This window comes from Bacteroides salyersiae WAL 10018 = DSM 18765 = JCM 12988 (assembly GCF_000381365.1).
Taxonomy (GTDB): Bacteria; Bacteroidota; Bacteroidia; order Bacteroidales; family Bacteroidaceae; genus Bacteroides; species Bacteroides salyersiae.
Genome location: NZ_KB905466.1, coordinates 324,824 through 346,947, shown reverse-complemented (window position 1 = coordinate 346,947; position 22,124 = coordinate 324,824). Strand labels below are relative to the sequence as shown.

Annotated in this window: 8 protein-coding genes; 6 read left to right on the top strand and 2 right to left on the bottom strand. The window is 42.4% G+C overall.

The genetic code is table 11. The annotated features are described in order from the left end of the window. Positions 1–14 precede the first annotated feature (14 nt). Complete coding sequence (locus HMPREF1532_RS01315; RefSeq protein ID WP_005923779.1) at positions 15–2,900, top strand: AAA family ATPase; 2,886 nt, start codon at positions 15–17, stop codon at positions 2,898–2,900. Positions 2,901–3,084: 184 nt separating this feature from the next. Here HMPREF1532_RS01315 and HMPREF1532_RS01310 read toward each other — a convergent pair whose 3' ends face one another. Next, positions 3,085–3,669: a hypothetical protein gene (locus tag HMPREF1532_RS01310; protein ID WP_005923776.1), complete on the bottom strand. Its 585-nt coding sequence runs from the start codon at positions 3,667–3,669 to the stop codon at positions 3,085–3,087. Between the two features lie 3 nt (positions 3,670–3,672). Continuing rightward, the gene (locus tag HMPREF1532_RS01305; RefSeq protein ID WP_005923773.1) at positions 3,673–4,185 is read right to left on the bottom strand and encodes an RNA polymerase sigma factor; all 513 of its coding nucleotides are present in this window, start codon (positions 4,183–4,185) and stop codon (positions 3,673–3,675) included. A 305-nt stretch (positions 4,186–4,490) separates the two neighbouring features. Here HMPREF1532_RS01305 and HMPREF1532_RS01300 point away from each other — a divergent pair, with 305 nt between their 5' ends. From HMPREF1532_RS01300 to HMPREF1532_RS01280, 5 genes are all read left to right on the top strand, one after another. Further along, positions 4,491–7,742, top strand: coding sequence for a leucine-rich repeat domain-containing protein (locus HMPREF1532_RS01300; protein ID WP_005923769.1), 3,252 nt, complete (start codon positions 4,491–4,493; stop codon positions 7,740–7,742). 14 nt (positions 7,743–7,756) lie between these two features. Then, positions 7,757–10,372, top strand: coding sequence for an InlB B-repeat-containing protein (locus HMPREF1532_RS01295; RefSeq protein WP_005923766.1), 2,616 nt, complete (start codon positions 7,757–7,759; stop codon positions 10,370–10,372). Positions 10,373–10,380: 8 nt separating this feature from the next. After that, positions 10,381–19,776 (top strand): InlB B-repeat-containing protein, encoded by a 9,396-nt coding sequence (locus HMPREF1532_RS01290; RefSeq protein ID WP_005923763.1) that lies wholly within the window; start codon positions 10,381–10,383, stop codon positions 19,774–19,776. 35 nt (positions 19,777–19,811) lie between these two features. Next, a complete protein-coding gene (locus HMPREF1532_RS01285) occupies positions 19,812–21,011 on the top strand; it encodes an Ig-like domain-containing protein (RefSeq protein ID WP_005923760.1) in 1,200 nt (399 codons plus the stop codon). A 384-nt stretch (positions 21,012–21,395) separates the two neighbouring features. Then, positions 21,396–21,878 (top strand): hypothetical protein, encoded by a 483-nt coding sequence (locus HMPREF1532_RS01280; protein WP_005923758.1) that lies wholly within the window; start codon positions 21,396–21,398, stop codon positions 21,876–21,878. Positions 21,879–22,124 lie beyond the last annotated feature (246 nt).

Below are 22,124 nucleotides of genomic sequence, written 5' to 3'. Positions count from 1 at the left end.
GCACATTATTTATTATGAAGATATTGACAATACGATTAAAGAATCTAACTTCTATTGAAGGGACTTTTGAGGTGGACTTTACTGCCGAACCTCTTCGTTCTGCCGGTATATTTGCCATTTCCGGTCCTACGGGAGCTGGAAAATCGACGATATTGGATGCTTTGTGTCTGGCACTTTATGATAAGACACCCCGTTTTGCAGCATCAGGCGAGAATCTTTACCTGTCTGATGTAGGTGAAAATCAAGTGAATCAGTCGGATGTGAAGAATATTCTTCGCAGGGGGACGGGAGAAGGATTTGCTGAGGTAGATTTTATCGGGATAACCGGAAGGCGGTATCGTTCCCGTTGGTCGGTTCGGCGCGCTCGTAGCAAGGCTACCGGTTCTTTGCAACCTCAAACCATTCAGGTTACTGATTTGGATAAGGAAGAGGAACTACAAGGTACGAAAACGGAACTGTTGAACCAATTGGTAGCTTTGGTAGGGCTCACTTACGAACAGTTTACACGCACGGTATTGCTTGCCCAAAATGATTTTGCTACTTTTTTGAAGTCCCGTGAATCTGCGAAAGCGGAATTATTGGAAAAACTTACCGGTACGGAAATCTATTCGCGTATCTCCCGGGAGATTTATGCCCGTAGTAAGGCGGCTGACGAAGCGATGAATCTTCTCAAAAATACGATCAGTCTCATCGAACTTATCCCGGAGGAAGAACTTTTGTCATTGCGAAAGGAACAGGAGCGCCTTATCGGACTTCGTTTTATCGAAACAAAACGCCTTACGGAACTGAATGCTCAACTTAGCATTGTACAATCTCTCAAAATACGGCAAAAACAGTTATACGAAAAGCAACAAGAGGAATTTGTAGGTGTGGAGGAGCTAAAAAGACTTCAAACGGGCCTTGCGGAACAGATGGATTATCTGGCTCGTTTTCAAGAGCAATGGGAGGCTTTACAACCGGAGTTGCGCAAGGCACGCGAGTTGGATGTCCGTTTGCAGAGTTTACGAACTCAGTATCGACAATCGGAACAGACCTTACTACTTGCCCGGAAGCAGACAGCAGAAATTGAAAAGAAATACCGTACAGGAAAAGAGACCCTCAGTGGGTCGCAAAATTCCATGAGCAGATTGTTGAAAGGCAAAGATAACTTTGATAACTCTCTGCCCATCGATTTGCAACGTATAGAGCAACTTTTACTTCATGAAGAACAACAATTGACGACTCTTCAGCAGGAAAATGATAATCGTGTGTCACGCCTTAATACTTTTGGAATTCAGTCTGTCAGTGAAGAACAGAATAAACTTCTGAAACAGCAGGCGCAGATGCAACGTGCTTTTCAGGCCAGTCAATTACTTGCTCAATTGTGTATAAAGCGAGAAGAAGCTTCTACTGAACTGGCTGCTTTAATGCGGCAACTTGCTGTGAAGCAAGAACAAATCGTCTCCCTACAGAAACTTTATGATAATGCCCGTATGGCGATCAGTAAAGATGTGGTGGCTTTACGTTGTGATTTACATGACGGGGAAGCATGTCCGGTATGTGGTAGTCAATCGCATCCTTATCGACAGGATAATGAAGTAGCCGATACTCTTTATCATTCGATCGAGAAAGAGTATAAATCAGCTTCAGACATTTATAATCAATTAAATAATCGTGTGATTGCCCTTCAACGGGATATAAATAACTATGCCGTTCAGCAGAAAGCCCAGGAAGAGGTTTTAGCGGACTATCCAGTTGCAGAACGTGCACCGGAGTATCTGGATGCGCATTTGACTGAGTTACAGCAGTGCCTTTGTGCATTGGAGGAGAGGATAAAACAGTATCAGCTTCTTTATGCCGAATGGCAACAACATGACGGCAGATTAAAGCAACTGCGTATGCATTATGAGGCTTTTCGGAAAGAAGTGAATCAAGTCCGGTTATTGACTCAGCAATTGACTGCCATTGAAGAACAATTGACTATGGCCAAGCAGGCGGAGGCCACTGAGCAGTTGCGTTTTCAAACAATAGGCAAGGAATTGGGCGAATTACAGCAATCGCGTGCCGGGCTTTTGAAAGGTAAACCGGCGGATGAGGCTGAAGCGGCAGTACATCGGCGGGAGAAAGAGTTGAATAAGGCATTGGAACTTGCCCGTAAAAACATGGAATCGGTTCATGTTCGTATTTTGGGGATACAAGGAGAAATCAAACAGCTTTCACAAACTGTTATTGAGCTGTCCGATCAGCAGGAGAAAATAGAAAATCCGGAACATTTGTCTGAAGATATTGTCGCCTGTCAATCGGCAAACCGGGAGACAGAGCGTTTGCTTTCCGTTGTCGAGGCCCGTTTATTGCAGCAAGAACAGAATAAAAAGCGGCTGATGGAAATAGAATCGGAATGGAAGGAGAAGCAGACTGTTGCCGAGCAATGGGCCAAGCTGAATAAATTGATTGGAAGTGCCGATGGAACAAAGTTCAAAGTGATTGCTCAAAGTTACACATTGAACTTGTTGCTGTTGCATGCCAATAAACATTTGGCTTATCTTTCCAAGCGTTATAGACTTCAACAGGTGCCTGGTACATTGGCTTTGCAAGTTATTGATTGTGATATGTGCGATGAAGTACGTACCGTTTATTCGTTGTCTGGCGGAGAGTCTTTTTTGATATCTTTAGCGTTGGCTTTGGGGCTTTCGTCTTTATCGAGTAATAATCTGAAAGTGGAATCTCTTTTTATTGACGAAGGTTTCGGATCATTGGACGCCGATAGTTTGCGTACCGCTATGGAGGCATTGGAACAGTTGCAAATGCAAGGGCGCAAGATTGGTGTGATTTCACATGTGCAGGAGATGAGCGAACGTATTTCCGTACAGATACAGTTGCATAAATCCGTGAATGGAAAGAGTGAGATAACAATAGTATAAAGTCTTCTCCGCTATACTTAACTTGAATAATTTATACGCAGTAGTTAAGTAGTTAACTACTTACTACTTAGCTACTTACTACTGATTATGAATTATTCAGGTTAGAGAGAAGAATATGGTTTAAGGGTCGGTTTTAATAATGCCGATAAAAACTTGTAAGAGGAAAATTTAAACCGGATCCGAGCTAATTATTATCTTTTAATTCTTTTAGCTCTCCGAGATTCTTCTTTATCTCGCGGAGACGCCCCAGATTCTTACGATATATCGAGAGAGGAATGATAATGCCTATTGCCCATATCACGAAAAAGAAAACGATCATTCCGGTGCCGTGTTGCCATACTTCCCGGTAAAAAAAGAAAAATACAGCCATAAACAAAATAAAACCGATACCGATGATCCGTTCACGGATTACCCAACGATGCATACGGTTGAAGCGGGAAATAACAGTAACAAGCGGCTGTTCGTCTATCTTTGTATTGCTGAGATAGCGGGAACTGAATATATCCCATCCTAAAGCCGGTATCAGAGCTATGAGAATAATCTGATAGTAGATATCCGGGAATACACCGTCGTATAACAGGGCCAATATGAATAATGCAATAATTGTCAGAGAGATGATACGTAATCTTTTGTTCAAGCGGCTGATTGCATTGATATTCTTTGTGGCATGGTTGATGAGCTGGGATATGTCTTCATCTTTGACAAGCTTTTTGTCTTTCAAATGTTCATCCAATGCATTCCATGATTTTTTAAGTTCATCCAGTTCCATATCTTATTCCTCCTTCTTCATTTTTTTTAATTTATCTTTAATTCGGCTTAATTTGGTTGCTACGTTTGTTACGGTCAAGCCGGTAATTTCTGATATTTCGTCATAACTTTTGTCCTCGAGATAAAGCAGTATGATGGATTTGTCGAGCTGTCCCAATTGGTTAATCATCCGGTAAAGTTGGCGAAGCATTTCCTGAAGCGGATCGTTCTCTTCGGTCATCCAGTCCCCCTCCCGGTTTAAGGTAACAAACTCCGGCACATTTTTTTCTTTACGAATGAAGCTGATACAGGTATTCAGCGCGATACGATAGATCCATGTTGATATCTTACATTCTCTGCGGAATTTAGGAAAGGCCTTCCATAGATTGAGTACCACGTCTTGATATAGATCGTTGAGGGTAGCCGTAGGGGTGGTGTACAGGTAGCACACTTTATATATCACCCGCTCGTATTCCCGGATAACGGATAGGAATTCCTGCTCTATGCTTTCGTTGACTTGCGTGGCTCTTGAGTCCATTGGTTTTTTCGATTGCTTTTTGGATTATTGGTCGTTACGGAATTAAAAAAATCACAGTGAAAGTGGGTAAAGATAGAAAAGAATTTGTGGATTCACGTCGTTTCCTTATCATATTTCAGCCTATTAGGTAATGATAGAAGATGCTTTTGAAAAAAAATATGTAATATAGTTACTGTTTTTCGAGTGATAGACATTGATTTTATCAGTTTGGGCACTTTTGATAAAAATACCGTTTTTCTAATATTTTAAAACAGTATATCTTTACCTATGCTAATATTATTGTAAATTTTTAAATTTTCAGACATATGAAAGCAAGACTACTTTTTTCTATTTTGTTGTTTTTGTTGGGTGTGGAACTTAATGCTCAAAATGCATTTGGCGATTGGTTGAAACGCCATGAGACTAATCGTAGAGAACAGATAGTGAAGTCAAGGGTAAACCAAGACTTTACAAAGTCTAATTTGGGAAGGTATGGAAGTCTTTTGACGAGAAGTGTTTCGAATAATAAATATTATCCGCCGAAAGTGAATCGGGAATATACCTATTATAATGGTGATGGAACGGTTTCCCGTAAAGATTTTTATTATTTAGAATTTGATTCTTTGGGAAATATATTGTTGGAAGAACAGGGTGATGTTTATAGGAAAATGTGTAGTTATGGTGGAGTACAGGGAAAGATGAAATTAAGTGAGATTACTTATCAATGGAATGGAAAAGAGTGGGTGGAATATTCAACTAATTCGTCTTTTACTACTATTTTGGATGAAAATGGCATTCGTACCGGAATTGATAGCCGCATCGTTCAGGAGGCCACTTTTAATGAAAAAGGATACCTGACTTGGATTTACGAGTCATACGGCAGTAATGATAGGGCTAAAGTTAAAATCAGTTGGAAAGACGATTTTCCGTCTGAATTTTATTTGGTATCTTATGGAGACAGCCTGTCACTTACGAACATCGTGCCTATGTATGAGACGGAAAAATTGAATCCTTATTTATGTTTCTCCGATGACTGGGACGAATATTTCTTTGACAATGACGGAGATGATTTTTCTCTTTTCAATGCTGATATAGTAATAGGTAGCGAAGCGGATGAAGACGGTACGGTTGTCCTTATGAAAGGACATGTGGTATCTGAATATGATGCTGAAAAAGATCGATATACCCGTACGATAAAAGTGATTGTGGGAGAACAGGAATTAGAAGTTCCAATGCTTGTTGAAACGAAAACTTACGTGGATGATAATGGCAGTTTTTCGTATACCTATGCTAATGTTTTGGATGATTGGACATTTACGACAACTAAAATATTCAATGAAAAAGGGGATATAATCAGATATGAATCGAAAGAGATTGATGGGGATTATATTTATTCGAGTATATATACATACGATCGTACATACGACGAAAATGGACTTCCGTTGAAAACTGTTTTTGAGCGAAGAGACGATAAGGAAATATTGCAAGAATCGTATGTGGAAACATATGGTGATAGAATCATACCCGATACTTCCTTAGAGGTGGAGGTGGATATGCCGGGAACGCTGCACGAAAAAGTATGGGCTTCGTCTATGGAATCTGATAAAATTACAAAATTGACGGTAACCGGTCCATTGAATGAAGAAGACCTTCGATTTATAAATAGTGACATGTGGAAACTGGAGTCGCTGAACTTGAAACATGCCAGATTGGATTATATCTCTAATAGCTCATTTGGTTGGAATGACCATTTGCTCTCGGTCGTTCTGCCGGAAGGGTTAAAATGTATATTCGATGATGCTTTTGCATACTGTTCCAATTTGCAGGAAATAGAATTACCGTCTTCTTTAAATTACTTATCCAATAATGCGTTCGCCGGATGTTGGCAGTTGCAACAGATTACTTGTCATATGCCGGCTCCGTTAGATATGGAAATTTACAATGATCCTTTTAGGGATTTGGATAAGGGTATGTGTCATCTGAGAGTACCTGGATTTTCGGTCCGCGACTATGCCGAACATACTTATTGGAGAGAATTTCCAAATATGGAATCTCTGGAAGAAGTACAGGAATCAATGACGCTTAACGGTTCTTTGCATGTGGATAGAAGTCTACTTGAACCGGTTACTGATTTAACATTGGGATATGGAAGTTCTTTGACATTGGATGGCAGTGGTACTTTCTCTCTGAATTCGTTAGTTATGCAGCAAGGCGACAGTAACCTGCGTGAATGGTTCTATGATTCTTATCATGGATATCCTGTCGAGGGGCGACCGCTTGCTTCATCTGCCATTGTGACTAATTGTGATGTTACGGTCGCTGATATGGAAATAAAATATGCATGTAGAGCTGGCAATTGGTATTTCTTATCTTTCCCGTTTGATGTGGATATGTCCGCTATCACGGTTGAAAAAATAGATACCACTTTAGTGGGTTCTATCGGTTATGTATTCCGATATTATGACGGTGCGGAACGTGCCTTGAATGGAACTGGGCAAAGCTGGAAAGATGTGACGGAGGGTATACTACATGCCGGACAAGGTTATATTTTCCAGGCGAGCATGGAGGTGTACCTGACTGTAAGAGGAGATACGGATAGTGGAATGCAGATGTTGACTCCTGCTTCGAAAGAAATACCTGTTAGTGAGAATATTTCAAACTACGCTTCCAATCAGGGTTGGAACTTGATCGGTAATCCGTATCCCTGCTATTATAATATGAACGGTATCGATTTTAAATCTCCCATTACGGTATGGAACAAGGATTCATGGACCTATGACGCTTATTCCATACTGGATGCGGATGAATATGTCTTTGCACCGATGGAAGCTTTCTTCGTGCAGGTTCCTCAAGGAACGGAGACGATTCATTTTATGCCGGAACAGCGTCTTGCTAAGGCGGCGTTGGTCGATGGAAAATGGACTACACGTTCAATGAGGAGTGTTTCCGGTTCCCGCAGTTTGATTAATTTGCGTTTGACCGACGGCACATATGCTGATAAAACTCGTATCGCATTTGTTTCGAATGCTTCTGCGGGATATGATATGCAGGAGGATGCTGCTAAGTTCATGAGTCCAGTGGCCGCAGTGCCGCAACTTTACACACTGGATAATACACGTTTGCAATATGCTATTAATGCACGGCCTTTTATCGAAGGTGGGTCTGTCCGGTTGGGATATTATGCCGGTAGTGCCGGAGAATATACTCTTTATGCGGATAAGGCCGATGTCGATGCATGGCTGTACGATGCAGTAACCGATCGTACGGTAGCGCTGTCTGCCGAAGGTTATCGTTTTTCATCCGAAGCCGGTAACTTTGACAATCGTTTTGTTCTACGTTTCGGTGCAGCTCCGACGTCGGTGAAAGAAGAACGGTCGGATGTTGCTTGTGAAGTAACGTCTGCTGACGGGGGTATCCTTGTTAAAGGGCAAGCTGGAGAGAAGGTGGAGGTTTATACAGTGGCCGGAGTGAAGATAGCCGAGCTTCCGGTTGAAGAAACGGGTACATTTGTTCCTCTGACTAAAGGCGTTTATGTGATAAAAGCTGGTAATTCTATCAGTAAATCAGTGGTTTATTAATAAAATAATTCATTATGAAACGACTGAAATATATCCTCCTTGTGGGGTTACTGTTGAGTAACCTCACTGCTTGGGGGCAATACGACCCTCCCAATCCTCCCGAACCGGCAGGAAGTTTGCGTATCTCTCTGGTGGCCGAACCGGCAGAAGCCGGATACTTCAATTGTGAGAAGGAAATGGCGGTAACCGAAGGGGAATCTTATTATTTATATGCTTATTCCAAAGGTGATTATCGTTTTGTAGCATGGGAACAAGACGGTAAGGTCATTTCTATTTCCCCCGGCTTTAATTATCTTATGGGGAGTACGGATGTTACTTTGACGGCTCGCTTTGTGTATAGTCCTCCCAATCCTCCCGAACCGGTTATCCGGCATCAGCTCTTTTTAGAGTCCGATCCGGTAGGGGCCGGCAGTTTTAATTGGAGTAGCGGCAGCACATTTGCAGAAGGCGAACAGCTGTATTTACGAGCATATGGAAATAATGGATATAAGTTGGCTTATTGGTATCGTATAGAAGGCGCCGATACGTTGAAGCTCTCCACCAATGCGTCTTTGGATTTCACGATGGGGAAGGAAGATGTGGCCTTGAAAGCGAAATTCGTGTTCGATCCTTACAATCCCGGTGAACCCAGTACGCCGGATGAAAAGTATTATTATATTCAAGGGTATTCTACTTCTGTAGAGCAGGGCGGCACAGTCGATTTTCCGGTTTATCTGGTTAATTCGGGAAATGTCTCCGGCTTGGCCTTTGATCTCATACCGGATAATAACATTGTGATCGATAAAGAAAAGGTGACGTTAGGTAACCGTTGCAATACACATACATTGCAGATCACAGAGAATGAAGAGGGGAACTCTTGGCACTTTGTCATTTCCGGTGAACAGAACATACAAGGAACTTCGGGAGCAATACTGAATATTCCTTTGACGGTTTCTTCGGAAGTGAAGCCCGGATATTATACCATACAGTTTAATAATGTAGTAGTAACATTGCCCAATGGAATTGAAAAAGAACTGAGTACATTTAGTGTCCGATTGAATGTGACTTTGGCACCCAAGAAAATGGGGCCGGAGGATTATGCCGCCTTGTGCGATATGTATCATAAAATGAATGGTGCTGGATGGTATCAACCTTGGAATATCGATAGCGACATGATCGACGGTAATAATTGGCGTGGAGTTACTTTTATCGATACACATGTGTCGGAGATTAATCTTAATGGTAGGGGAGTGAGAGGGCATATACCTCCTTCCGTATTGTCTCTTTCCACTTTGGAACAACTCGATTTGAGCAATAATTCTTTGGATTGGGATGTGCAGGACTTGGCTGATACCCTTGCCAAGCATGCTGTTGAACCGACTGTCTCGAGCCTGATATTGAATGCTAACCGGCTGAGGGGAGATATTTCTGTTTTGGCAGATGCGTTTCCCGGCTTGGAAACATTAAATTTGAGTAATAATCGTTTTTCTGAGCTATCCCGGCCTTTATCGGATGCAATCAAGAGTCTGAGTATCTATTATCAGCAAGTGTCTGTGGAAGAGGTGCAAACGATGCGGTTGGCTGTAAAACAGCATTTCGATTTACCTACTATTTTCACCTATTCTCATTCCGGCAAGAATTATAAGCCGGTTTCTTCTCTGGATATGTATTTTGAAGAGTCCGGGCTGTATGCTTCGGCGTCTTTACGATACGACTCCGGTATATACGCTATGAATTGGTCTGATTGGCGGACGCCGTCCGGTAGCCGTTTTTTATTAAGATCGAATGCTAACGATGCTTACGGAAGTACCATTCCATGGATGGTTACCTTTGAGAAAGGAGATGTCAATGTGGACTCGGCAATCGACATATTGGATGTGCAGGAAACGTTGAATTATATTTTGGGTAATAGCCGGTATCCGTTTGTTTACGCGGCGGCGGATGTCTATGAGGATTCTAACCTCACCGTTCAGGATATGGTCCTGATTGTCAATCTTGTGTTGGAGGGTGCTGTTCCTGTAACTTTTTCTACTGCGGACTATATGGCATCGTCCCGCTCGAAAATGCTGCCTTCCGCACGTGTCTGTGTGGAAGACGGAATGCTCGTGATGTATAGTGATGTTGAAGTTGCTGCTGTGGATATTGTATTGAACCATTGCCAGCAGTCTCAATTGCGCATGTTGTTGAATGTAAACCAATTCCAGTCGGCTACGAAGAACAAGGATGGGGGAGTACGTCTGGTTATCTTCTCCACTTCAGGAGAGGTGATGCCGGCAGGACGCACGGTACTTGCCGAACTCTCGTCAAAAGATCCGGTTGTTACCTATGTCGATTTGGCGGATAAAGAAGCGCAGCGCATTGTGTCAACGGTTTCTCCAACAGGTATCCATGCAGGTGTCTCCGGGGAAGTTTCCATTTATACAGTGGGCAATGATGTCTTTGTCACATTACCGGTTGAAACAGAACGTATGACGGTCGATGTAATCGGCATGGACGGTTGCCCGATCGATGAGAAAGCGTTCGAATCTCCCTCCGCAGGAACTTTGAAGGTAGTATCGAATTTAGTTTCGGGAATTTATCTTCTGAGGGTGCAGTTGGAAACAAACGGTAGCGTGGTATATAAGAGTCAAAAAGTAGTCATTTCAAAATAAGATGAGTTATGAAGCGTAAAATGGTTTTCATGCTGCTGTGGGGAGTGTTGCTTTCCTCTTTGCCGATGGTGGCACAGCAGGTGACAAATAAAATATATATCCCGGAAATGGAGTGCGGACGGGGCAAAACGATCAACGTTCCGGTAGCAATAAGTAACGACAGCGAGATTGTCGCCCTGCAATTCGACGTGCAGTTGCCATCGGGAAGTACCATCACCGGTTCCTCCTGGAGCCTGACCGATCGCAAGTCAGATCATAGTCTGTCTGTGCGAAGGATGAGCAGTACCCATTATTTGTTCGTCGTTTATTCTCTTACAAACACACCTTTAAGAGGAAACTCCGGAAACCTGATCAACTTTTCGTTGCAAGTTCCGGAAAATTGGGAGGTCGGTGGCAAATATCCTTTTGTGATAGAAAACCCCATATTGAGTGCCCGCGATGGCAGTAACGTATGGACATCGTCCGAAGCCGGCGCCTTGATCATGATAGCTGATCCGCGTCCGGATGTAGCAGTCTCTACCGTCAAGGTCGATAAGTCGTCTTATGCTCCCGGTGATAAGATTGTGGTCTCTTGGTTGGTAACCAATGAAGGAGATAAGGAGACGGGGGACGGTTGGAGCGAACAGGTTTCTTTGGTGGCGGATAATGGCGAAGAGGTTTACTTAGGCAAGGTCTATTACGAATCTATCTTGGGAGACGGCGGGACTGTGAACCGACAGGCAGAATTTACCTTATCGGATTTGCCGGGAGTCGATGGAATGGTAAAAGCCAAAGTCAAGTTGATTCCCGGGACCAATTTAGGTGAACTGGCTGCTGCCATAGGTAATAATACGGCTTATGCCGGAACAGGGTGTACGATTGCCAAAAAACTACGGGTAGAGCTTCCCACGGCAGCTATCAAAGAGAATAATACCTCTTTGATTCGTTGCAAATTGTATCGGAGTGGCACTTGGGCGAATGAGCAGGTTTTCAGTCTTCGTGCGGATAAGCCGGAGCGTTTGAATGTACCACAATCGGTGACTATACCGGCAGGGCAATCTGGCGGCACTTTCTACATCCATGCGATAGACAATGAGGTGCTGAATGTTGATTCGGTTGTAACGATCACCATTGAAGGAAACGGATACGAGACCATAACGGGCGAAGTCCATATTATAGATGACGAACTGCCTGCTTTGACTTTAATCCCCTCTAAAACAGAACTGACGGAGGGAGACACCTTTACACTCACTGTTGAACGTGAGAGTAAAAGGGATACTCCATTGACAGTGTATCTGTCGACCAGCCATAAAAGCCGTTTTAAATTTCCGGCTCAGGTAATGATTCCGGCGGGTGAGAAGAGTGTGGCAGTAGAAGTGTTGGCCGTTGATGATAATATTCCGGATGTAACGGCCGATGTCGATTTCACAGTATCGGCGGATGGATACAACAGTGGAAAATGTATCATCCTGTTGAATGACAATGATGTTCCGCAGATACAGTTGTCATTTTCTACGGAAGAGGTCAATGAGTCGGCAGGAAGTACAGCCATCGTCGGACGGGTGACCCGCATCACTAACTTGGAAAGTAAGATAACGGTGAAGTTAACGGTCAGTTCGCAGGACGCATACCTGTCTTATGAAACATTGGTTTTTCCTGCGGGAGTTAGTTCACAGGAATTTTCGATAGGAGTGGTCGATAATGCATTGAAGGACGGCGATCGCGAGGTGATTGTCACCGCATCGGTTTATCTCCCTTCGTGCAATTGTTCCGCAACGGCAACAAGCGGCGGACATGTCACGAAATCTTTTAAAATACTTGATGATGACGGGCCGTCATTATCATTAACCACTTCACAACCTACCATATTGGAGGGAGTGGCCGAAGGCATCGTGTTGAAAGTTACCAGAAATAATACGGACAATGCTGATATAACCGTAACTCTGACAAGCGATAATGAAACTGATTTGGTTTTCGACAAAACGATTATTATACCGGCAGGCGTATCTTCTGTCGATGTCAAGGTGTATGCTAAGGCGAATGATGTTTCCGAAGGCGACCGGACCAGCACGATTATTGCCACTTCGGAGGGATATACGAAAGGTATCTGTTGGGTGATGATAACGGATCAGACATTGCCTGATGCCGCAATCAGCTATTTGGCACTTTCAAAGAAGGAAGCATTGGCCGGTGATACACTTACGGTGAGTGCGAAGGTTATCAATAAAGGTGCGGTAGAATTGCCGGCAAAGACGAAGGTCATGGTGTACCTGACGTCTGACCAGAAATATAGCAGTACCTCTAAAAAGACCTTCCTTACCACTCTATATACGCAAAAGGCGTTAATGGTAGGTGAAGAGGAACTTATTTCGAGGAATTTCGTATTGCTGGATGTAACCGGAAAATACAGCATTGTGGCAATTGTCAATGAAGATCATTCGGTTAAGGAACTGACGTCTGTAAACAATGTTTCAGATGTGCTTCCTTTGACCATGAATCCCAAGTTCTCTGTAACGGCATCGGTCGGAAAAGAATTTTATCAGCAAGGAGAAGAGATCGTTATTACCGGAAAAGTGTCCGGTGTAGATGTCGCTAATGCAAAATTGGAGGTTTATATCATCAGTAACGGAGCCCGGGAAGTCCTGCAGGCACAGGCGGATTCGGATGGAAATTACACGCTGAATTTCAAACCGGCTTCCAGGCAGATGGGACATTTTATGGTTGGCGCTTGTTATCCTGGTGAAGGTTTGAAAACTGAAATGGCCTCGTTTGATATTTATGGCATCCGGCGTACATCCGATTCCTGGATCACTTGGAACGTAACGACCGATGAACCTTACACCGACAAGATTGCCGTATTTAATCCGTGCAACGTTCCTTTGACAAATGTCAAGGCGGAATTGGTTTCATTGGTGAACGGATGTCAGGTAGAGTTCGATGTCCTGTCGTCCATACCGGCCAATAGCATGGGAGAGATCGCTTATACGGTGACCGGCAACGAGCAGACCAATCTTATCGATTACGAACGGATGCCTTTGAAGATAACGACAGCCGAAGGTGCTTCTTTGTCCACTACTGTTTTCTATCATTGCAAATCACAGAAACCGGTATTGCGTGCAAATGTATCATCCATTCATACAACGGTGACGAAAGGGACTGTCCGTGATTATTCGGTTATCCTGACCAATACCGGTAAAGAAGAAACAGGCGTTGTTTCTGTGGTATTACCGTCCGATCAAAAGTGGATGACCTCTGTTACTCCTCTTGAAATGCCTTCTATTGCCGGCGGTGATAGTGCAGTGGTCGTTCTACGGCTTGCCACAACCGATGAAATGCAATTGAATGTTCCGGTGACAGGTACGATTGGAATCAATTGCCGCAATGGCAACGGCATCCCATTGTCTTACAGCATCGAACCGGTGTCGGAGACTAAGGGAACATTGGTAGTCGATGTAAAAGACGAATACACTTACTTTACCGATGAGGCTCCTCATGTGGAAGGGGCGAAGGTTGTTATTATGCATCCGGTGTCTCGACAGGTTATTTATGAGGGAGTTACCGGTACCGATGGTTTGTTTACGGTGGGCGATATTCCCGAAGGGTATTATGCAATAACGGTGACGGCCGAAAAGCATGACAGTTATTCAAACAATTTGTTGGTAGATCCCGGTAAGACGACCAAAGTAGATGTGGATCTGACATTCCAAGCTATTACGTACGATTGGAATGTGGTCGAAACGGAAGTACAGGATGAGTATGAAGTCGAGACGGTAGTGAAATACGAAACCAATGTTCCGGTTCCGGTAGTTGTGACTACCTATCCCAGCGAGATTTACTGTAAAAACTACATTTTCAATTTAACTCTGACTAACAAGGGATTGATTACAGCCCAGAACGTAACAATCGATGTTCCCGAGGTAGAAGGACTGAAGTTTGAACTGTTGTGTGAAAATCCCATCGCTCAGTTGCGGGCACAGGAGTCGATCATTGTCCCCGTACGTGTAACGGCAGAGGTGGAATATGATGATGTTGTCTTTACGCATTCCAGAATAACGAACACCTCTTCCGGTGCTGGTGTCGATGATCCGTCCCGGATTGTATCTTATCGCACGAAATTTAAATCAGCGGAAGCGAGGGCCGGATGGGGCACTAAATGCTTGGACTTCAGATGGAAAAAGTATTGGGAATATTATTGTGCCGGAAAGTATAAGACGGCGTCGGATTATTACGATTATTTCTATGGACCGAATGGGCTGTGCAATAAACCGGGAAGTGGTTCCGGTGGTTCCGGTGGTTCTGGTGGTGGTAGTGGCAGTGGTTTCCCGTCATTAAGCGGTGGCGGAAACTCTTCTTATGGATCGTCTTCATCGGGAAACAAAGTTTCGATAGAAATCTGTTCAAAGAAAAATAATGGCGATGACGGAGCGGATGAGCAACCCGAAGAACAGCCTTGTGAGAAAGAGCCCATCTTGAAATATATATTGGCGGCAGAAAAAAGTAATACTTCCAGTAAGCCAGTAAAAGGTGTCGCTGCTGATGGGAAAAGCAAAGTGAGAATTATGTTGGACGTCGTAAATTCGAAAATACCGTCAGATGAATGTGGTTATGAGGTTCATTGGTCTTTGTCAGAAGAACTTGGACATTTGGAAAATACCGATTCATGGACGAATATTGTATATGTTGCGCCGGATAATTATCCGGACGGAGAGATGAATGCCGTACATAAAATAACAGCGACCATGCATTATTCAAGTGAATATAATTCCGGTTCTGCGAGTGTGGATATTGAAATTATTCGTGTTCCTGTGCTGATGGTTCATGGCCTGAATTCAGATGCCATGTGTTTCTGGGAGTTGCAACGTTATCTTGAGCAATCCGGACAATATCAAAGTTTCCAATTGTTTAGAGCGGATTATGAACCTACTAATTGTTCCTATTTCAGAGTGAACGAAAGGGTTGTACAGAGGGGAATATCCATATTGAAAAGAGCGTGTGCCTTTAATGGTTATATGATTGATAAGGTAGATTTGGTAGGCCATAGTATGGGAGGTATTTTGTCGCGGTTACATGTTCAATATGTTGATAACACCAATGTACACAAGGTAATAACATTGAATACCCCTCATACAGGCAGTCCTTTGGGATCTTTGGCCGTTGTTATCCCTAGTGATGTTCCCGAAATTTTAAGAGGAATTTTGATGGGGTTCAAAGGAGACCATGCTATAAAAGATCTGGCGATAGGATCAGATGCGATGAAGAGTTATTTGAATAATAAAAATGTAATGCAGAGGATGAAAGATATTCCTGTATATGCATTGACTACTACTATATTAAATGAATCGCTCGGCGATTTGGATAAAGGTATATTTATGACTGATCCTTTGTTTCGATTATCTGCAATAGGACAAGCATTAAAGATTGTTTCTTTTTTAGGATCGAGTGACATGGTGGTTTCTCTGGATAGTCAAAAAGGAGGCTTGAATAGCCCCCATACGGATAATACGGATGGCTTCTGGCACTGTGACTCTCCGAATGCCGCTACTATCCATCAACGTATTCATTCATTATTAATGAATAAAGCTGATGATTCTGGCGTGTTCAGTATGAATGGATTTCCCGTTGTGTCTTCGTCTAATAAATTGCTGAGTATGGCTGCCGCAGATTCAAAGTTGTCTGTTGTTAAAAAGAATATAATAATAGATGCTAAAGTTGATGTGGAAAAGAGGAAGTTGTCTATTCAAGTGAATACCGCTTCGCTTAATTTAAACCATTTGGTAGTCGTTGGTACTTTTTCGGATGGTTCATCTATCGTGGCGTCAAATAATTCTGTAACATGCGATATCCCTGCTACTCATGAAGGATCAATTTCCATTTGTGTAATGGGAACGGATGAGGAAGGGAATTTGGTAATGGATAATACTTTGGTTGATACAAATATAGCTTTAAGTGTATATCCGTTGCAACTGTCGCTACCATATGATACCGCGTATGTTGCTATTGGAGAAACACGTTCATTCAAAGCTCATTGTACATGGAGTAATGGTGAAGTAACAGTGGTCACTCCATTTATTTCACTTCAAGATGAAGTTGGATATATAAATAATCAGGATGCAACGATTATTGGTGAGAAAATAGGAACTTCGTTGCTAACGGCTTCTTTTAAAGGATTGACAGCTCAATGTGTTGTTGATGTTTTTGATGAAAATAAAATATTCGATTTTGGTGATACTGATGAAAAAGAGCCGTCCAAAGGTGTCTGCTCTACCATTTCTCTCTCTTTCAAACAGACAATAACGGTTGCCCGTCAGGCGTTCAGAGGAACGTTGACCATGTTCAACGGCCATGAAGCCCAAGCCATAGATAGCTTGCAGTTGAATCTGGAAGTGAGAGATAATGAAGGAAAGTTGGCTACTTCCCAGCAGTTTGCCGTTTCGAATGAAAGCATCGACCATTTTGGTGGAAAATTGAAAGGTCCGTGGACGTTGGAAGCAAAGCAGACGGGAACAGCTACCATTCTGTTTGTACCTTCCAAATATGCTGCCCCCACAGAGCCGAAAGAGTACTCTTTCGGAGGAACGATTACTTATAAAGATCCTTTCACCGGGCTGTTTGTGACGCGGGATTTGTATCCGGTTACGTTGACCGTGAAACCGTGTCCGGATTTGTCGCTCTCTTATTTTGTGGAACGTGATGTATTTGGCGATGATCCGGAAACGGCGGAAATAGAACCGAGCATACCGGCAGAGTTTTCATTGTTGATTAATAACGTCGGATATGGGGATGCGAATAGTGTGAAAATAGCTACGGGACAGCCGGAGATAGTCGATAACCAAAAGGGACTGGCTATACATTTTGAGATGATAGGTTCCAGCATGAACGGGCAAGCGGCCACTGCTGATTTCGCCAATCTGGACTTCGGTTCGATACAGGCCGGTAAGCAGGCATATGCCCAGTGGTATTTCACCTCTTCCTTATTGGGACATTTCACCGAGTACAACACCACTATAACGAAAGGATCGAGTTATGGAAACGAAGATTTCAACCTGTTGTCGATAGAAGGTTGTCATGAACTGATTAGGAGCTTGAAAGTACCTAATACTTCATTGACTGCTTTTATGGTGAACGATATAAAAGATGCGAACGATCTGCCCGATTGTGTCTATCTGACGGACGGTACTGTGGATGACCGGGTAACCATTGTTTCAGAGTCGGCTTCCTGCAGCAGCATGGGCAATAATCAGTATACCCTGACATTATCAGGGGCAAAAGGCTGGGTATATGGAGCGATTCATGATCCTACCAATGGCAGACAGAAACTGGCTTCCGTGACCCGTATGAGTGATGGCGCCGTGATCGATTTGCAGAATTTCTGGCAAACGGACAGGACGTTGAGAGACGGTAAAGATCCACTGTACGAAAATAATCTTCGTTTTGCCGATTATCTGGCCAACGCGCAGGAGTCCTACGTCTTGACATTCACTCCCAAACCCGATCTGGTGCTGGAAGTAGAGTCATTTGGCGGGATACCGACGGGAGACATACACTCCGCTTTGACGGAAATCCTGGTGACATTCAATAAACCTATAAATACCGCGACTTTTACGGCGGACGATCTGTCATTGTACTGCCAGAACACTAAAGTTGATCTGTCTCAACTCGTTATAGAACCCGTGTCCGACACCCAATACAAACTGGATTTATCCCTGTTGCCCCCTCGCGATGGTTATCATGTACTGACCGTTCAAACGGCGGGTATAGAGGATCTGGATGGTTTTTGCGGTAGTTCCGGTAAAAATGCCACATGGAATCAGTTCGTAGGCGGAAAGGTTGCCCTGTCTGTTGTTGTCACTCCGGAAGGGGCAGGGGTAGTAACTCCTAAAAAGCAAGAGTATGTATTTGGTACTAATTTGGAACTGAAGGCCGAAGCAAACGAAGGATACGACTTTGCTTGTTGGAAAATAAATGGTGAAAAGATTTCGGAAGAGCCGGTCTATAAATATCAGATTGTGGCAGACAGAACCATAAAAGCGGAATTCAAGGCTAAATTATATGATGTTACCATTGATTATGATATTCAGGCCGGGACAGTCTCTTTAGGTAAAGGGGTCGGTAAATATGAGTATAATACGGATATTCAGCTTTCGGCGTCACCCAATACCGGTTATGTATTCAATGGCTGGAGAGTGGATGGCGAGATTCTTTCGACGGATGTAATTTTCTCCTTAACCATAAAGAAGAATGTGGAGATCGAAGCTGTCTTTACGAAAATACCGGTCGATACAACGGTCTCTTATGAGCTTCCTACCGGTTGGAATTGGTTCTCAATCAATGTGAAAGACGAGAATCTGAATAATCCCGTCGCATTGTTGGAACCTATAAAGCAATCTGTCGTCTCTGTCTTGGGACGGGAGGAAGATTTGGTTTACGATGATCAATACGGCCTATACGGTTCGCTGACAGCTTTCAAACCGGATAGGGGGTATAAGGTACGCGTAAAAGAGGATGTTGATTTTTCATTGAAGGGGATTCCTTTCGCGGAGAATGAAGTGACTATAACCCTGAATAAAGGTTGGAATTGGATGGGGTATACTCCGAATATGGAAATGTCCGTCAATGCTGCATTATGCAATTTGATGGCCGAAGAGGGCGACATTGTGATGGCACAGGATCAGTTTGCCACTTATGATGGTGCAGCTTGGAAGGGCAGTCTTTCTGTTCTTGCTCCGGGTAATGCCTATCTATATTATTCCGGTTCGGTGAAATCCTTTAATTATCCGACGGGAAGTAGCAAGATGGCTATTCCTATGCTTTCCTATCGTGCATCAGAAAGTTATTATTTTGCGAAATGGCAGTACGACAAGCGTAAATATGCCGATAATATGGGAGTTATCTCCCGGCTTTACAGCAGTAGCGGGCAAGAATTGCCCGCCGGTCAATTCCTGATTGGTGCGTTTACCGGTGAAGAGTGTCGTGGCATGTCGTCAGAGGCGGATGGTTATCAGTTCGTCACTGTGCACGGTGAGCAGACGAACGAAAAGGTGACGTTCCGTGCCTATAACACTCTGACGGGTGAGGAGTTCGATATAAAAGAGACAATCCGTTTTGGCGCTAATGTGGTTGGGAGTCTGACTAATCCGTTTATACTCCATTTGGGGTCGGCAACCGGTCTTGATAAAAACGGTAGTAGTTTGTTGATCTATCCTAATCCGGTGAAAGATCGTCTGTTTATCCGGACTGATTTGCAGAATGTGAAGGAAATACGCATTATTGATATGAAAGGAAGTGTATTACTGACTACTGACACCTTGCCGTTGGGAGTAGGACTGGATGTGACTTCGTTAACGGAAGGTATCTACTTTATTACAATTCAGACGGATACGGATCTCATTCGGCAGAAGTTTGTGAAATCGAATCGTGCAAAGTAGTAAGTAAAGGATGAACTTTTTTAATGGAAAAGAGTATGAAAGATCAAAAAATATATGTATTACTTTTTAGTTTGTTGTTTGTACCTCTTGTTTGGGGTGCAGGCAGCAGTGCTTCCCATTGGACATTCGATCCGGCTGAATATGCGTATGATATGAATGTTCATGCGGCATTGACATTTAATGGTATGGATGTGGAAGATTATGCAACATTTGAAGTTGCCGCTTTTTGTGGAAATGAATGCTGTGGAATCGCTAAAGCTACTGTATCACAGGGCAAGAAGTATTATGAACTCCGGGTGCATAGCAAGAAGTCTCAAGGTGATAATATAACTTTTAAATGCTATAATCAAGCTACGGGTCGGGAGTTAATGGTGGCAGAATCATTATTATTTGATGGTGAACAACATGGTACATTGAGTCATTTGTTTCAATTGACTGCTACACAACCTGTGACAGGAATCAGTCTTGATAAAACGTCAGTGACGCTGAATACTACCGATACATATACACTTATTGCCAATGTCGATCCTATCGATGCAAGTAATAAGTCTGTCATTTGGAGTAGTAGTGATGCTGCCATTGCTACTGTCGATGAAAATGGTGTCGTTATAGGTATGAAAGCCGGTACGGCTACAATCACGGCTACTACTGTTGATGGTAATTTTACTGCTACTTGTCAGGTAATAGTTAAACCGATTTTAGTGGCGTCGGTAAAAATAACCTGTGAAGAAGATCAACTTTTGCTGACCCCGAATCAGCAAACTCTTCATTTTTCCGCATCTGTTTTACCGGAGAATGCTACGGACAAAGATTTAGTTTGGAGCATAGAAAGTGCTGATGATTTGGCGACAATAACCCAGAACGGGGTACTTCAAGCCATTGACGGAGTGAAAAAAGATGGAGAAGTTGTTGTTCGTGCTACTGCTGTAGATCAGTCTAATGCATATGATGAAGTAACGGTTTCGCTTCAGGGGTTTGCGACCGGAATACAATCCTTTGATCAACAAGTGATTTTTATATCTTCTCCTGTAGCCGACCGTTTATATATTCGGGGCGATTTTGATCGTCTGAAACATATTTCGATTATTGATTCTTCCGGGCGGATATATGTTCAAGTGGAGCAGTTGATTTCGGGAGAAAGTATAGATGTATCTCCACTTTCAAGAGGAATCTATTATGTGGTGATGGAAAAAAATATGAATTGGATTTTGCAGAAATTTATTAAAATGAAGTAATGTTTTATCTTTGATTAGAGTTGACATAAGGCTTTATTTTTCATACTATGGAAAAATAAGGCCTTTGCTCTTTTTCATTTGCATCAATGTGCTCTCTCTTTGTTGTGAGCATAAAGTCTTAAATAGAATTGTCACTTGAGAGAAAATTGACTATTATATTGATTTTGTATTATTTTACTGTGATTTTTTTTACCCTGTTAATTCCTTTTTTTGTCTTGATATCCTCGCTTGGATCGTGTTGGATAAGAAAAAGGAAAAGGCTGTTTGCTAATTACGTTTTTTATGACTCAATTTACAGTTGATAACACGATGCTGACATGTTGTTTTAAGGCGAATTCGAAAAGCCTGTAATAGAGTAGAGAAATTAAAAAAACAGGAGAAAATATGAAAAAGTTGATATGTAGAAGACGGGCATATAAATATTGTTCATTGATATTGTTAAATTTAGTTTTTGGATGTTGTATTTCTTGTAGTACGGATGATGATGATAATGGCTATGATAATGATGGTGGTTCATCGGGGGGGCATACAGAATCTCCGACCCCTTCTAAAAAATCAAAGCCAACTATTTCCACTGTTGCTGCTACTACTGATATGACAGAATTTAATATTATTTTTAAAGTTAAAGCAAATGACGATGAAGATAATGTTAGCGTTACATTGTATTATGGTTCTTCTGAATCATCGATGACTAAAACAAAAACTTGTTCACGATATTATGGTGGTAGTGCTACTGCCACTAAAAATTATATTTTCTTTAAGTCGTTTGTAATGGGAAGTTCCAAATCGAAGATTTATTATAAAGGTAAAGTTCAGAATAGCGTTGGTTCTGCTGAAACATCTACTTCGTACACTTATTATAAATAGAATTCAAATCTTCATGTGTAAACGGCTTTTCATTTAAGTCGAAAGAGAATACGCTATGTTGAAATTGTTGATAGCTCGGTTTTTTAGTAAAATACTTGATATTCAATATATTGATTTATAATTCAAATGAAATCTTACATCCATTTTCATAAAATGAGTCGATATGAGTCATTTTATGAAAATGTTTTCTACATGTGATGTTTTATGAATAAATTGTGTTTAGTTTACTAAATAATATTATCATTA

Excerpts from the sequence above, each read along its gene's own strand:
- HMPREF1532_RS01280 (WP_005923758.1), top strand. The coding sequence starts at position 21,396 with ATGAAAAAGTTGATATGTAGAAGACGGGCATATAAATATTGTTCATTG.
- HMPREF1532_RS01290 (WP_005923763.1), top strand. The coding sequence starts at position 10,381 with ATGAAGCGTAAAATGGTTTTCATGCTGCTGTGGGGAGTGTTGCTTTCC.
- HMPREF1532_RS01285 (WP_005923760.1), top strand. The coding sequence starts at position 19,812 with ATGAAAGATCAAAAAATATATGTATTACTTTTTAGTTTGTTGTTTGTA.
- HMPREF1532_RS01295 (WP_005923766.1), top strand. The coding sequence starts at position 7,757 with ATGAAACGACTGAAATATATCCTCCTTGTGGGGTTACTGTTGAGTAAC.
- HMPREF1532_RS01310 (WP_005923776.1), bottom strand. The coding sequence starts at position 3,669 with ATGGAACTGGATGAACTTAAAAAATCATGGAATGCATTGGATGAACAT.
- HMPREF1532_RS01315 (WP_005923779.1), top strand. The coding sequence starts at position 15 with ATGAAGATATTGACAATACGATTAAAGAATCTAACTTCTATTGAAGGG.
- HMPREF1532_RS01305 (WP_005923773.1), bottom strand. The coding sequence starts at position 4,185 with ATGGACTCAAGAGCCACGCAAGTCAACGAAAGCATAGAGCAGGAATTC.
- HMPREF1532_RS01300 (WP_005923769.1), top strand. The coding sequence starts at position 4,491 with ATGAAAGCAAGACTACTTTTTTCTATTTTGTTGTTTTTGTTGGGTGTG.